Source organism: Pseudomonas rubra (assembly GCF_028656935.1).
Lineage (GTDB): Bacteria > Pseudomonadota > Gammaproteobacteria > Pseudomonadales > Pseudomonadaceae > Aquipseudomonas > Aquipseudomonas rubra.
Genome location: NZ_JAMDGZ010000043.1, coordinates 1 through 14,567, shown reverse-complemented (window position 1 = coordinate 14,567; position 14,567 = coordinate 1). Strand labels below are relative to the sequence as shown.

The 14,567-nt window shown below is 62.0% G+C and carries 14 protein-coding genes; 5 read left to right on the top strand and 9 right to left on the bottom strand.

Annotated features, from left to right (window positions below; translation table 11 throughout):
* Window positions 1-86: 86 nt before the first annotated feature.
* The 3 genes from prpC to M5G17_RS18460 form a co-directional block, all read right to left on the bottom strand.
* Window positions 87-1,214 (bottom strand): bifunctional 2-methylcitrate synthase/citrate synthase, encoded by a 1,128-nt coding sequence (gene prpC, locus M5G17_RS18470; protein WP_273894361.1) that lies wholly within the window; start codon window positions 1,212-1,214, stop codon window positions 87-89.
* A gap of 79 nt (window positions 1,215-1,293) precedes the next feature.
* Entirely contained in the window at window positions 1,294-2,184 is an 891-nt protein-coding gene (gene prpB / locus M5G17_RS18465) for a methylisocitrate lyase (protein WP_273894360.1), read from the bottom strand.
* Window positions 2,181-2,891 carry a GntR family transcriptional regulator gene (locus M5G17_RS18460; protein WP_273894359.1) on the bottom strand — a complete coding sequence of 237 codons (711 nt, stop codon included), beginning with the start codon at window positions 2,889-2,891 and terminating at the stop codon, window positions 2,181-2,183. Before M5G17_RS18460 ends, prpB begins: the two co-directional genes overlap by 4 nt.
* 293 nt (window positions 2,892-3,184) lie before the next feature.
* Between M5G17_RS18460 and rloA the strand changes: the two genes are divergently transcribed.
* The 4 genes from rloA (at window position 3,185) to pabB (ending at window position 7,708) form a co-directional block, all read left to right on the top strand.
* Complete coding sequence (gene rloA, locus M5G17_RS18455; protein ID WP_026001282.1) at window positions 3,185-3,721, top strand: retropepsin-like aspartic peptidase RloA; 537 nt, start codon at window positions 3,185-3,187, stop codon at window positions 3,719-3,721.
* A 5-nt stretch (window positions 3,722-3,726) separates the two neighbouring features.
* Window positions 3,727-5,259, top strand: coding sequence for an osmotic stress tolerance membrane protein RloB (gene rloB / locus M5G17_RS18450; protein WP_273894358.1), 1,533 nt, complete (start codon window positions 3,727-3,729; stop codon window positions 5,257-5,259).
* Window positions 5,259-6,236 carry an alpha-L-glutamate ligase-like protein gene (locus tag M5G17_RS18445; RefSeq protein ID WP_273894357.1) on the top strand — a complete coding sequence of 326 codons (978 nt, stop codon included), beginning with the start codon at window positions 5,259-5,261 and terminating at the stop codon, window positions 6,234-6,236. The genes rloB and M5G17_RS18445 overlap by 1 nt, the downstream gene beginning before the upstream one ends.
* 128 nt (window positions 6,237-6,364) lie before the next feature.
* Window positions 6,365-7,708, top strand: a complete 1,344-nt coding sequence (gene pabB, locus M5G17_RS18440) for an aminodeoxychorismate synthase component I (protein ID WP_273894356.1) — start codon at window positions 6,365-6,367, stop codon at window positions 7,706-7,708.
* Between the two features lie 50 nt (window positions 7,709-7,758).
* Here pabB and thrH read toward each other — a convergent pair whose 3' ends face one another.
* Window positions 7,759-8,376 carry a bifunctional phosphoserine phosphatase/homoserine phosphotransferase ThrH gene (gene thrH, locus M5G17_RS18435; protein ID WP_273894355.1) on the bottom strand — a complete coding sequence of 206 codons (618 nt, stop codon included), beginning with the start codon at window positions 8,374-8,376 and terminating at the stop codon, window positions 7,759-7,761.
* A gap of 129 nt (window positions 8,377-8,505) precedes the next feature.
* Between thrH and M5G17_RS18430 the strand changes: the two genes are divergently transcribed.
* Window positions 8,506-9,240, top strand: coding sequence for a phosphoadenylyl-sulfate reductase (locus M5G17_RS18430; protein ID WP_273894354.1), 735 nt, complete (start codon window positions 8,506-8,508; stop codon window positions 9,238-9,240).
* An 18-nt stretch (window positions 9,241-9,258) separates the two neighbouring features.
* Here M5G17_RS18430 and M5G17_RS18425 read toward each other — a convergent pair whose 3' ends face one another.
* The 5 genes from M5G17_RS18425 to M5G17_RS18405 all read right to left on the bottom strand — a co-directional run.
* Window positions 9,259-11,805 carry an ATP-binding protein gene (locus tag M5G17_RS18425; protein ID WP_273894353.1) on the bottom strand — a complete coding sequence of 849 codons (2,547 nt, stop codon included), beginning with the start codon at window positions 11,803-11,805 and terminating at the stop codon, window positions 9,259-9,261.
* On the bottom strand, window positions 11,777-12,400 hold the full coding sequence (locus M5G17_RS18420) for a response regulator transcription factor (protein WP_273894352.1): 624 nt from the start codon (window positions 12,398-12,400) through the stop codon (window positions 11,777-11,779). The genes M5G17_RS18425 and M5G17_RS18420 overlap by 29 nt, the downstream gene beginning before the upstream one ends.
* A 226-nt stretch (window positions 12,401-12,626) precedes the next feature.
* The gene (cysB, locus tag M5G17_RS18415) at window positions 12,627-13,601 is read right to left on the bottom strand and encodes an HTH-type transcriptional regulator CysB (protein WP_045189882.1); all 975 of its coding nucleotides are present in this window, start codon (window positions 13,599-13,601) and stop codon (window positions 12,627-12,629) included.
* 123 nt (window positions 13,602-13,724) lie between these two features.
* Window positions 13,725-14,222, bottom strand: a complete 498-nt coding sequence (locus tag M5G17_RS18410; protein ID WP_273894351.1) for a universal stress protein — start codon at window positions 14,220-14,222, stop codon at window positions 13,725-13,727.
* 92 nt (window positions 14,223-14,314) lie between these two features.
* Window positions 14,315-14,567 (bottom strand): hypothetical protein (locus tag M5G17_RS18405; protein WP_273894350.1); only part of this gene is annotated, 253 nt, incomplete at its 5' end.

Below are 14,567 nucleotides of genomic sequence, written 5' to 3'. Positions count from 1 at the left end.
TGCAGACACCGCGGTACTCCAGGCACCGCGTCGATCCAATCGCCGGCAAGGCCGGCTCCCACAACAGCCCGGGCTGCGCTACCGTCTCAGCGTTGTTCGATTGGCACGAACTTGCGCTGTTCGACGCCGGTGTACTCGGCGCTCGGGCGGATGATGCGGTTGTTGGCCCGCTGCTCGAACACATGCGCCGCCCAGCCGGTCAGGCGCGAGCAGACGAAGATCGGGGTGAACAGCTTGGTCGGGATGCCCATGAAGTGGTACGCCGAGGCATGGTAGAAGTCGGCGTTGGGGAACAGTTTCTTCTGCTCCCACATGGTCTTGTCGATGGCTTCGGAGACCGGGTACAGCACGCTGTCACCCACCTCGTCGGCCAACTGCTTCGCCCAACCCTTGATCACCTCGTTGCGCGGGTCGGACTCTTTGTAGATGGCATGGCCAAAGCCCATGATCTTGTCCTTGCGCGCCAGCATCTGCAGCAGTTCGGCAGTGGCTTCCTGCGGGCTCTGGAAGCGCTCGATCAGCTCCATCGCCGCTTCGTTGGCGCCACCGTGCAGCGGGCCGCGCAACGAGCCGATGGCAGCGGTGACGCAGGAGTACAGGTCGGACAAGGTCGAGGCGCAGACCCGGGCAGTGAAAGTCGAGGCGTTGAATTCGTGCTCGGCGTAGAGGATCAGCGAGACGTTCATCACCTTGACGTGCAGCGCGCTCGGCTTCTTGCCATGCAACAGGTGCAGGAAATGGCCGCCGATGGTGTCTTCATCGCTGGTGCAGTCGATGCGCACGCCATGGTGGGTGAAGCGGTACCAGTAGCACATCACTGCCGGGAACAGCGCCAGCAGGCGGTCGGTCTTGTCGTGCTGCAGGTCGAAGGTCAGCTCCGGCTCCAGGGTGCCCAGCACCGAGCAACCGGTACGCATCACGTCCATCGGGTGGGCATCGCGCGGGATGCGCTCAAGCACTTCCTTGAGGGCCTGGGGCAGGTCGCGCAGGCCCTTGAGTTTGCGCTTGTAGTCGGCGAGTTCGGCCGCGCTGGGTAGTTCACCGTACAGCAGCAGGTAGGCCACTTCCTCGAACTCGGCACCGGCCGCCAGGTCGCGCACATCGTAGCCACGGTAGGTCAGCCCGGCACCGGCCTGGCCCACGGTCGACAGTGCAGTTTGCCCGGCCACTTGACCACGCAGGCCGGCACCACTGAGTACTTTTGCTTCGGCCATTGTCTTTCTCCTTTCTTGAATTTGTTATGGAATCTCAGGCTGATCGCGGGGCAAGCCCGCTCCTACATTATTCGAACATTCAGCCCTTTTTCTGGGCGAACAGTGCGTCGAGCTTTTGCTCGAAGACGTGGTAGTTGATGGCGTCGTACAGCTCCATGCGAGTCTGCATGGTGTCGATGACGTTTTTCTGCGTGCCGTCGCGACGCAGCGCGGTGTAGACGTTTTCCGCAGCCTTGTTCATGGCGCGGAAGGCCGACAGCGGGTACAGCACCAGCGAGACATCGACCGAGGCCAGTTCTTCAGTGGTGTACAGCGGCGTGGCGCCAAATTCGGTGATGTTGGCCAGGATCGGCGCCTTGACCCGGTCGGCGAAGGTCTTGTACATCGAAAGCTCGGTGATGGCTTCCGGGAAGACCATGTCGGCACCGGCTTCGATGCAGGCGGCGGCGCGGTCCAGGGCCGCTTCCAGGCCTTCGACGGCCAGGGCGTCGGTACGCGCCATGATCACGAAGCTGTCGTCGGTACGGGCGTCGACGGCGGCCTTGATGCGGTCGACCATCTCCTGCTGGGAGACGATTTCCTTGTTCGGACGGTGGCCGCAACGCTTGGCGCCGACTTGGTCTTCGATGTGGATGGCGGCGGCGCCGAACTTGATCATCGACCTGACGGTACGGGCGACGTTGAATGCCGAAGAGCCAAAACCGGTATCCACGTCCACCAGCAGCGGCAGATCGCAGACGTCGGTGATGCGCCGTACGTCGGTCAGTACGTCGTCCAGGCCGCTGATGCCCAGGTCAGGCAGGCCCAGGGAGCCTGCAGCTACGCCGCCACCCGACAGGTAGATAGCCTTGAAGCCGGCACGCTGGGCCAGCAGCGCGTGGTTGGCGTTGATGGCGCCGACCACCTGCAACGGGTGCTCGGCGGCGACTGCATCGCGAAAGCGCTGGCCGGGACTGCTTTTCTGACTCATGACTCACCTCGTGGGCTGGAAGCGTCCAGGTAGTGACGCTCGATGTTGCGTTTGGAGGCGCCGATGTGACGGCGCATCAAGAGCTCGGCCAGTTCACCGTCACGGTCGGCGATGGCATCGAGAATCCGGTGGTGTTCGGCGAACGCCTGGCGTGGCCGGTTGGGCGTGGCGGAGAACTGGATGCGGTACATGCGCACCAGTTGATACAGCTCGCCGCAGAGCATCTGCACCAAGGTGCGGTTGCCACTGCCCTGGATGATCCGGTAGTGGAAGTCGAAATCGCCTTCCTGCTGGTAATAGCCAAGCCCGGCCTGGAAGGTGGCATCGCGCTCGTGGGTGTCGAGTACCCGGCGCAGCTCGTCGATCTCGGCTACGCTCATACGCTCGGCGGCCAGACGGCAGGCCATGCCTTCGAGGGACTCGCGAATCTCGTACAGCTCGATCAGTTCGGCGTGGCTGAGCGACACTACCCGCGCCCCGACATGGGGCACGCGCACCAGCAGGCGCTGGCCTTCCAGGCGGTGGATCGCCTCGCGCAGCGGCCCGCGGCTGATACCGTAGGTGCGCGCCAGCTCAGGCTCCGAGATCTTGCTGCCAGGGGCGATCTCGCCTTTGACGATGGCCGCCTGGATGCGCCGGAAGACGTTTTCCGAGAGGGTTTCGCTGTCGTCTGCCACTGCGCTGGAGGCTTGGGCTACATCCAACATATTGTCGACACCTCATAAATCAATGAGGGCAAAACTAGCCAAACAGCAGCGCATAGTCAAAGACAAATTCAACATTGTCGACAATCGTCTAAGAACGAACTTCAAGGTCTGCGGTGTTGTCTGAGTGCAGCCGCTGGCGCCAGCACACCAGCGTGATAGAATGCCGCGCCTCCCGACGGGGCACGAATAGTGTGTCTGTCATCTGTATATGCAGGTGGCAGGTAAACGAGGAAGCTTGCGCAGAATTGCCAGTGGCCTTGACCCGAACATCGCACAGCACCGCGCCAGGATTTATGAGACTTACGCCCCTCCCACTGTTGTTCAGCCTTTGTCTGTTGCCGGCCCTGGGCCAGGCTGCGGAAAAGACCGTGTATGGCCTTAACGAATACGCCCGCCTGGCCGATATCGACCTGGAAGTGGCGGCCAAACTCGACACCGGGGCCAAGACCGCCTCGCTCAGTGCCCGTGACATCAAGCGCTTCAAGCGCAATGGTGAGTCCTGGGTGCGCTTCTACCTGGCAATTGACGCTGCTCACTCGCATCCGATAGAACGACCACTGGCCCGCGTCAGCAAGATCAAGCGACGCGCCGGTGATTACGACCCGGACGAAGGCAAGGCCTATACCGCCCGTCCGGTGATTGCCATGAACATCTGCATGGGTACGGCCCTGCGCAGCATCGAAGTGAACCTGACCGACCGCAGCGCGTTCCAGTACCCGCTGCTGATCGGCTCCGAGGCACTCAAGCACTTCGATGCGCTGGTCGACCCAAGCCTTAAATACGCTGCCGGCAAACCCGCCTGCGCCACTGACGCTCACACCGCAGAGTAATCCCGATGCGCTCTCTTACCCTCCACCTGAAAGTCCTGATTACCGTCCTGGTGCTATTGGGCGTCATGGTCACGGCCTATCAGATCTTCTTTCTCGGCATTCCGGTGACCGAGGATGAAACCGATGACCTGTGGAACATCGACGCCAAGGTCGAGTTCGTCGCCAGCCCGAAGGATCCGGTCAAGGTCCAGATGTTCGTGCCGCCGCTGAGCCGCGACTACGTCAGCCTCAACGAGAGTTTCATCTCCAACAACTACGGCGTCAGCGTCAACCGTGTCGACGGCAACCGCAAGGTGACCTGGTCGGCCCGTCGCGCCAGCGGCAACCAGACGCTTTACTACCGCCTGGTACTGACCAAGCGCTACAGCACCGAAAAGGCCAAGATCAAAGGCCCGACCTTCCGCGACAGCCTGGCGGTCGAAGGCCCGGAAAAGGTCGCCGCCGAAGCCCTGATGGCGCCCATTCGCCAGCACTCGGCCGACGTCGAGACCTTTGTCAGCGAGACCATCAAGCGGGTCAACAACCTTAACGATGACAACGTCAAGCTGCTGCTGGCCGGCGATACTTCATCGCTGAACAAGGCCAAGATCATCGACCTGCTGCTGTCCATCGCCCACGTGCCGGTGGAAAAGGTCCACACCATCCGCCTGGTCGCCGACCAGCCACAAACCCCGGAACTGTGGCTGCGCAGCTTCAATGGCACCGACTGGCTGTACTTCAACCCGGACACCGGCGAGCAGGGCCTGCCGACCGACCGCTTGCTGTGGTGGACCGGTGATGACAACCTGATCACCGTCGATGGCGGCAAGAAAGCCAATGTCAGCTTCAGCCTCAACAACAGCGAAATGAACGCCATTCGCCTGGCCAAGCTGACCGACGAGAACACCGACGCCGACTTCCTCGAGTACTCGCTGTACGGCCTGCCGCTGCAGACCCAACAGACCTTCATGATCATGGTGATGATCCCGATCGGCGTGCTGGTGATCCTGGTGCTGCGCAACCTGATCGGCCTGCAGACCCTGGGAACCTTCACCCCGGTACTGATCGCCCTGGCCTTCCGCGAAACCCAGCTGGGCTTCGGCATCATCCTGTTCACGGTGATCACCGCGCTCGGCCTGTCACTACGCTCCTACCTTGAGCACCTGAAGTTGCAGATGCTGCCGCGTCTGTCGGTGGTACTGACCTTCGTCGTGGTACTGATCGCCGCCATCAGCCTGTTCAGCCACAAGCTGGGCCTGGAACGCGGCCTGTCGGTAGCGCTGTTCCCGATGGTGATCCTGACCATGACCATCGAACGCCTGTCGATCACCTGGGAAGAACGCGGCGGTGGCCATGCCATGAAAGTGGCAATCGGCACCCTGTTCGCCGCCTCCGTCGCACACCTGCTGATGAGCGTGCCGGAGCTGGTGTACTTCGTCTTCACCTTCCCGGCGGTACTGCTGATTCTGGTGGGCTTCATGCTGGCGATGGGTCGCTACCGCGGCTACCGCCTGACGGAGCTGGTGCGTTTCAAGGCTTTCGTGAAGGCTGACGCCTGATGTTCGGTCTCTGGAAAACCTGGAAAGCCCTGGAGGCCCGGGGCATCATGGGTATCAACCGGCGCAATGCGGATTACGTCCTCAAGTACAACAAGCGCCATTTGTACCCGATCGTCGACGACAAGATCATCACCAAGGAGCGTGCGATCCAGGCCGGCATCCATGTGCCGGAGATGTACGGGATCATCTCCACCGAGAAAGAGATCGACAAGCTCGGCGAGATCATCGGCGGGCGCAGCGACTTCGTCGTCAAGCCTGCCCAGGGTGCCGGCGGTGACGGCATCCTGGTGGTGGCCGATCGCTTCGAGGACCGTTACCGCACGGTCTCGGGCAAGATCATCAGCCATGAGGAAATCGAGCACCAGATCTCCAGCATCCTCACTGGGCTCTACTCCCTGGGCGGCCACCGTGACCGTGCGCTGATCGAGTATCGGGTCACCCCGGACCAGATTTTCAAGAGCATCAGCTACGAAGGCGTGCCGGACATCCGCATCATCGTGCTGATGGGCTATCCGGTGATGGCCATGCTGCGTTTGCCCACCCGCCAATCCGGCGGCAAGGCCAACCTGCACCAGGGCGCTATCGGCGTGGGTGTGGACCTGGCCACCGGCGTGACCCTGCGCGGCACCTGGCTGAACAACATCATCAGCAAGCACCCGGACACCACCAACGCGGTGGACGGCGTGCAACTGCCAAACTGGGACGGCTTCATGAAGCTGGCCGCCGGCTGCTACGAGTTGTGCGGCCTGGGCTACATCGGTGTCGACATGGTCCTGGACCAGGACAAGGGCCCGTTGATCCTTGAGCTCAACGCCCGCCCCGGCCTGAACATCCAGATCGCCAACGACTGCGGCCTGACCCTGCGCACCCACGCGGTCGAGGCACACCTGGAGCAACTGGCCAAGGACGGTCGCCAGGAAACCGCCGAGGAGCGCGTGCGCTTCGCCCAGGAGCTGTTCGGTCACGTGCCGAGCTGAGTCCACTGCCCGTTCGCGTCAGCCTGCCCGGCTGGCGCGGGCGGCAGACTCAATGTCGTAGTCAGCGCTAGGAGCATTTCCTACACGGGACTACAATCGCCTCCCCCGCATTCATAGCTGTTACTTGCATGCCGACCTGTACGCTCCACCCCCTGCCCTACCAGGCTGACCCTGCGACCTACTTTGCGCGCATCCGCAAGGCACCTGGCGCCGTGCTGCTCGACAGCGCCCGGCCAACCGCCGAACGCGGCCGTTTCGACCTGCTCAGCGCCTGGCCGCTGCAGACCCTGGCACCCACAGAGGAAGAAAGCGGCAGCGCCTATTTGCAGCGCCTGCGCACATGCCTGGCGCAGCTAGGCTTGGCGCAGCTGCCCGATGGCGTTGAATTGCCGTTTGCCGGCGGCCTGATTGGCTATTTGAGCTACGATTTCGGCCGACGCCTTGAGCACCTGCCCAACCTTGCCGTCGACGACCTGGGCCTGGCCGATGCCAGCCTTGGCCTGTATGCCTGGGCGCTGATCAGCGATCACCAGCAACAGCGCAGCCAGTTGCTGTTCCACCCAAGCCTGGGCGAGGCCGAGCGCCAGCGCCTGATCGATCTGTTCGAGGGGCCGACAACTGCCGAGGTTGACAGGTTTTCGCTGCAAGCGCCGATGCGCGGTGATATCAGCGCAGCCGGCTATCGCCAGGCCTTTGATCGGGTACAGCAGTACATTCATGCCGGCGACTGCTACCAGATCAACCTGACCCAGCGCTTTCGCGCACCTTGCCAGGGCGACCCCTGGCACGCCTACCAGGCCCTGCGCCAGGCCTGCCCGACACCCTATTCGGGCTTCCAGTTGCTGGCCGATGGCAGCGCGCTGCTGAGCTTCTCGCCGGAGCGTTTCATCCGGGTCAGTGACGGCCAGGTGGAAACCCGTCCGATCAAAGGTACCCGGCCACGCAGCCGCGATGCCGACGAGGATGCGCGCAACGCCGCCGAACTGCTGGGCAGCGACAAGGATCGCGCCGAGAACCTGATGATCGTCGACCTGCTGCGCAACGACCTGGGGCGTACCTGCGAGATCGGCTCGGTGCAGGTGCCGGAGCTGTTCAGCCTGGAAAGCTACCCCAACGTGCATCACTTGGTCAGCAGCGTCACTGGCCGCTTGGCCGCTGGCAAGGATGCCCTGGACCTGATCGCCGACAGCTTCCCCGGCGGCTCGATCACCGGCGCACCGAAAATTCGTGCCATGCAGATCATCGATGAACTGGAACCCAGCCGTCGCGCCTTGTATTGCGGGTCGTTGCTGTATGTGGACGTGCGCGGCGAAATGGACAGCTCGATCGCCATTCGCAGCTTGCTGGTCAAGGACGGTCAGGTGTGTTGCTGGGGCGGTGGCGCAGTGGTGGCCGATTCGGACTGGCAGGCTGAATACGAGGAGTCGATCACCAAGGTCAAGGTGTTGCTCGAGACCTTGCAGGGTCTCTAAAAACATCGCGGGTCAAGCCCGCTCCCACAGGTTTGTGGGAGCAGGTGGCCTTACAGGCTCAACGAGCGATTCGAAGCCTTGATGAATTCCTGCTTGAGCGCAGCAAAATCATGCACCGCCGGGAACTGCGGAAACTCGCGAATCACGTTGTCCGGCGCATGGAACAGGATCCCTGCATCCGCTTCACCGAGCATGCTGGTGTCGTTGTACGAGTCGCCGGCGGCAATCACCCGGTAGTACAGGCTCTTGAAGGCCAGCACCGACTGACGCTTGGGGTCTTTCTGGCGCAACTGGTAGCCGGTGACCCGGTCGGTTTCATCGGTGATCAGGCGGTGACAGAGCAGCGCCGGGAAGCCCAGCTGACGCATCAGCGGCTGGGAAAACTCGTAGAAGGTGTCGGAAAGAATCACCACCTGGAAGCGCTCGCGCAACCAGTCGACGAATTCGATGGCACCGTCCAGCGGTTTGAGCGTGGCGATCACGGCCTGGATATCGGAAAGCTTCAGGCCATGCTCATCGAGAATGCGCAGGCGCTGTTTCATCAACACGTCGTAATCGGGGATGTCGCGGGTGGTGGCCCGCAGCGATTCGATTCCGGTTTTTTCCGCGAAGGCGATCCAGATTTCCGGGACCAATACACCTTCCAGGTCGAGACAGGCAATTTCCACAGCACACTCCTCGAACAACGCCAAAAATGGGAAGCCGCACTCTACATGCGCGGCGTCTACCCCGGCAATTTTTGTTAAGATCAGGGCATTACGAGCGCCAAGCGCCATTCAAAGACCGGAAGCCGCCTGATGAGCCAACCCTTCGACGTCGCCGCCCTGGCCGCGACCTACGCCAACAAGTCACCGCAAGACATCCTCAAGCTGGCCTTCGAGCACTTTGGCGATGACCTGTGGATCTCCTTCAGCGGCGCCGAGGACGTGGTGCTGGTGGACATGGCCTGGAAGCTCAACAAGCACGTCAAGGTGTTCAGCCTCGACACCGGCCGCCTGCACCCGGAAACCTACCGCTTCATTGAGCAGGTGCGCGAACAGTACAAGCTGCCGATCGAGATCCTTAGCCCCGACCACAGCAAGCTCGAACCCTTCGTCAAAGACAAAGGCCTGTTCAGCTTCTACAAGGACGGCCATGGCGAGTGCTGTGGCATCCGCAAGATCGAACCGCTGCGGCGTAAACTGAGCACCGTCAGCGCCTGGGCCACCGGCCAGCGCCGTGACCAGAGCCCGGGCACCCGCAGCCAGGTGGCCGCACTGGAGATCGACAGCGCCTTCTCCACCCCCGAGCACACCCTGTACAAGTTCAACCCGCTGGCGCAGATGAGCAGCGAAGAAGTCTGGGGCTATATCCGCATGCTCGAGCTGCCCTACAACAGCCTGCACGAGCGCGGCTTCATCAGCATCGGCTGCGAACCCTGCACCCGCCCGGTGCTGCCGAACCAGCACGAACGCGAAGGCCGCTGGTGGTGGGAAGAGTCGACCCAGAAGGAATGCGGGCTGCACGCCGGCAACCTGATCACCAAGGGCTGATCACCAAGGGCTGATCGCCTAGGCACTGCAGTAGCGCGACAGGCTGCTCTGCAGGTGCGCCATGGCATCGCATAGCTGATCGACCAACCGCCACAGCTGCTGGTTCGGCGCGCAGTTGCTGCAAGCCTGTTCCAGTTGCGCGCAGGCGTCCAGCAAGGCGCGCGCCCGGATCATCCGCGCACCGCCCTTGATCCGGTGCACCAGATCAGCCAGACCACCCAGCTCGCCACTGAGGCGCAGGCCATCGAGCCCTCCCAGGTCCTGCTCGATGCTCAGCAGCAAATCGCCCAACAAGGCTTTCATGCTGGCCTGGTTGCCCCCGGTCAGTTGCTCCAGGGCCATCAGGTCCACTCCCTCGGGGCGTTGCCGGGCCTGACCGGCTACGGCCGCCGCGCTCTCATCGGCAAGCCCCAGGGCGTCGGCCAGCACCTGGATGCTGGTGGGCTTGAACAGGCACAGGTCCATGCCCGAGGCCAGGCAGCGGCGCCGCTCATCGACCTGGGCATTGGCGGTCATCCCGATAATCAACGCCTTGGACTTGTGCCGACGACGTTCATCTTCACGGATTGCACGCACCAGCTCGTAACCTGAAAGCACCGGCATATTGCAGTCACTGATCAGCACATCGAAACCGCCCCCCAGCCAGATGCGCAAGGCGTCACCACCCTGCTCGCAGGCCCGGGCATGGTGGCCCAGATAGCTCAGTTGCTGCAGCAACAGAATGCGATTGGCCGGGTAATCATCAACAACCAGAACACTCAACCGCCGCCCCCTGGGCACCGCCATCGCAGCGCCAGCCCTGGGCACACGGACATTGGCTGCAGCCACCACCGGCAGGGTCAGCTCGACGCTGATTCGCGTACCCAGGCCCTGAGTGCTCTCGATGTGCAACTGCCCGCCCATCATTTCGCAGAGCGTACGACTGATACTCAAGCCCAGCCCTGCACCGCTGCGGGCCGACTGACGGTTGTTGGCGGCCCGGCACCAGGGGGTGCCCACCCGTGCCAGGTCGGCCGGAGCGATACCCTCGCCGGTGTCCTCCACCGCCAGGCTGACGGCCAGCGCATGACCTTGCAGACGCACGGCCAGGCGGATACGAATTTCCCCCCGCTGGGTGAACTTGATGGCATTGCTCAGCAGGTTGGACAGCACCTGCTTGAAGCGCAGCGGATCAAGCAACACTTCATGCTCTGCCGGACCATCGACCAGCACCCGCAGTTGCAAGCCTTTTTGCTGAGCCTGATGCTCGAACATCCGCGCCACGCTCTCTATCTGCTTGCGTAACGACGCAGGCTCCGGCGTCAGCGTCAGATGGCCAGACTCGATGCGGGTCACGTCGAGAATGTCACCGAGCAACTCCAGCAACCCTCGCGCCGAACTGGAGGCCACATCGATGGCCAATCGGTCGATCACCCCCTGGTCGGCCTTTTTCAACGCCAACTCCAGCATCCCCAGCACGGCATTCATCGGCGTGCGAATTTCGTGGCTCATGGTCGCCAGGAAGCTGGTCTTGGCCTGATTGGCCGCATCGGCCTCATTCTTGGCCTGCTGCAGCGCCTCGTACAGCTGTGCCATGGCCTGTTCGGCGCGCACACAGCGGCGCACCGATTGACGCAGGTAATGAATCCACACCAGGGCCAGGGCCAGCAGACTGGCCACCAGGGCAATGCCTTGGCTGATCAGGCGCCGATGGTGATGCCAGTAGCTGTCGGCCAGTTTGAGAGCACTGGCCAGTTGCGAAGGCTCGGCCAGGTGCAGCTTGATCCCCAAGTCATCCCAGCGCTGCTTGATCTGCTGGCGCTGCTCGGCACTGATCGCGGCCAGGGCGATGTTGACCACCTGCTGCATGAGCGTCTGATCATGTGCCATGGCAAAGCCCAGGGCATGGCCCTGGGCGCTGCCCAGAAAACCGTCGGCTAACCCCAGCGCCACTGCGCCCAAGGCAGTACGGGTGGAGTCCACCGTGGTGATTTCGGCCTCAGGAAACGCCGACTGCAGATCATCGGCACCCGCCTGCCCGTCCAGGTACACCAGGCGCGTACCGGCCTGCCCCGGGTTGACGCTGCGCACCGCCCCTACCCGTGTCACCAGCACCGGCAACTCCTGGGCATAGGGCACAGACAGCAACAGGCCCGCTGCCTCGGCTTGCTGGGCGCTGAGCGCACCGATCAGGTCGATTTCCTGCGACTTGAGCGCCTGCAGCAATTGGGCGTAGGTGTCGTAACGCTGCAAACGCACCTGCAAATTGAGCAACTGGCCGATCAGCTCGACGTAGTCGCCACTCATGCCCTGGTCGCGACTGTCCTTGAGCTTGCCGTCACAGGGCGCACCCTCGGGCGTCAAGGTGCCGACTCGCAGCACCCGCTGGCGCCACAGCCAGCGTACCTGCTCGTTGCTCAATGGCAACTGGCGCTGCGCCTCAAGGGCGGTCACCGCTGGCCGGTAAGCATGCTCGGCGACACCAGGCAGTGCCTGGCCAAGCAGCACCAGCATCACCCCCCATTGCAACAGCCTGCCAACTACCCCGCCCGACACCCTAGATGAGCTGATTGCGTTTGGCGACATCCGCCAGATCCACCAACGAGGAGACCCGCAGCTTTTCGATCAGCCGGGTTTTATAGGTACTGACGGTCTTGTTGCTCAGCAACATCGCCTCGCCAATCGCCTTGTTGCTCAAGCCGCGCGCAAGCTGCTGCAAAATCAGCACCTCACGGTCGGTCAGCCTGGCGATACACTCGGCTTCAGACAGACAGAAATCGACTTTCCTTACCGAGCTCAAGGCCACTTCCGGAAAGTAACTGTACCCGGACATCACCGCCTGCACGGCCTTGCCCAGTTCACTCAGGTCATCGGTCTTGGAGACGAAACCGATGGCACCGGCACGCATGCAGCGGATGGAAAAGTACTCCGCCAATTGCGAGGTCAGAATCAGGATTTTCACCTGCAGCCCCATGGCCCTGATGCGGCGCATGACTTCCAGGCCATCCAGCCCCGGCATGCTGATATCCAGAATCAGTAAATCCGGCTGCAGGTCCCGGGCCAGGCGCACAGCATCGATTCCGTTGTCGGTCTGCGCCACTTCGAAGCGTTCGCCCTGGAGTAACAGGCTGACGCTTGAACGAATGAAGGGGTGATCATCGACAATTAGCGCTTTTTGCATAAGGGCTCCAGCCAATGCCAATCAGATAGCGGCAATCTAACATCGCCATGCCCGCCATTATCGACAGCGGCGTCGCCACGACCTACCAGACACATCCGAAACCAAAAGAGAAATTTCCGATTGTTTTCTTTTTTGGACAGCCATCACACCTTTGCACCCCTCTGAAAACAAAAATGCCCGTCAGGCAGCCTGACGGGCATTTTTCAGTGCGCGCTTGGCGCGATGATCAATGCACGGGCAGTTCCACACCTTCGAACAGCTCTTCGAGCTCTTGCTTGTTGTGGCACTGGATCGCCTTGGCCATCACTTCGCGGGTCAAGTGGGGGGCGAACTTCTCGATGAAGTCGCACATGAAGCCGCGCAGGAAGGTGCCACGACGGAAACCGATCTTGGTCACACTGGACTCGAACAGCTCGCTGGCATCGAGCACCACCAGGTCATTGTCGAGCTTGGTGTCGACCGCCATCTTGGCCACGATACCCACGCCCAGGCCCAAGCGTACATAGGTCTTGATCACGTCGGCGTCGGCGGCGGTGAACACCACTTTCGGGGTCAGGCCACGGTGGCTGAAAGCTTCGTCGAGCTTGGAGCGACCGGTGAAACCAAACACATAGGTGACGATCGGATACTCGGCCAGCGCTTCGAGGGTGAGCTTGGGAAGCTTGGTCAGCGGGTGACCCTGGGGTACCACCACGCAGCGGTTCCAGCGGTAGCACGGCATCATCACCAGGTCGCCGAACAGCTCCAGCGCTTCGGTGGCAATGGCGAAATCGACGGTACCGTCAGCAGCCATTTCGGCGATCTGCATGGGCGAGCCCTGGTGCATGTGCAGGGCCACTTCCGGGTACTGCTTGATGAAGCTGCTGATCACCGGCGGCAGTGCATAACGCGCCTGGGTGTGGGTAGTGGCGATCGACAGGGTGCCCTTCTTCTCGTTGGAGAATTCCTGGGCGATCTGCTTGATGCTTTCGACCTTGCGCAGGATCTCGCCAGCGGTGGTGATAATCCGCTCACCGGCCGGGGTCACGCGGGTCAGGTGCTTGCCGCTGCGGGCGAACACTTCGACGCCCAGCTCGTCTTCGAGCAGGCGGATCTGTTTACTGATGCCAGGCTGGGAGGTGTACAGGCTCTGCGCCGTCGCGGAGACGTTGAGGTCGTGGTGCGCCACTTCCCAGATGTAGCGCAATTGTTGAAGCTTCATAGGTATCCCTCAAATCAGCTGGGCGTCACCGGCAGCAGCGACGATTTATAACTATATTAGTGGTTTGAAGAATAAATCTAGAACTATTTTAGCAGTCTTTTAGGAACGCACCTACGCAGCAGGTCAGGACTTCCTACGCCCAAGGTGCTGAGCCAGCGGCACCATATACACCGGCACCGGCGACAACTGCAGCAGGCGAACGGCGGTGCGCCCAATCGGAATGTCGACGCCAGCGCCCTGGCTGTGGCTGCCGAAGATCAGCAGGTCGACACTCAAGCGCTGGGCCTGTTCAAGAATCACCTGGGCCGGGTCGCCCTGGCGCACGCGCACGGCCTTGATCAGGGCCAGGTCGGCCTCCTCACCTAATTCGTCACGAAAGTTTTCCAGAACCCGCTGTTCGATGTTGGCCATGACCGTCGTCACGCCTTCGCTGTGCAGCTCATCGAGGGTCTGCTCGTCCAGGTAGCTTTGCAGCAGCGATTCGGCGAACTGGCCCATAGGCTCGACTGCATGAATGACGTAGAGCTCTGCATTGAAAGTCCGCGCCAGCGCCAGCGCGTGTTGCAGGACAAAAGGAGCGTACACACCGAGGTCAGTGGCATAGAGCATGGAACGGATCATTCGACCTCCTCGACTGCCACTACGGCAGAGCAAGCTTCAGCTTAGCAGCGCCAAGATCAGCCGCAGGGTCATCCGGCGCCGAGGTTTGGCCCTTAGCCCAGGGTGGGTTCGTTGCTGATGCCGTGGGGCACATGGCCGGTGGCGACCACGCTGCGTGCAGGGTTCGGAAGTGGGGTAAAGCCTATCAAGTGTAAGCCGTAAGGCTTGTAGCGCTCTTGAGATCGAGCGCCGCCCACGCGGCGCATCGCCGGCAAGGCCGGCCCCCACATTTGTTGCAACGTGCCATGGCCTGTGAGGGCCGGCGTTGTCAGCCTTATTCGACTGTAGCTTTTTTCACCTTGCTCG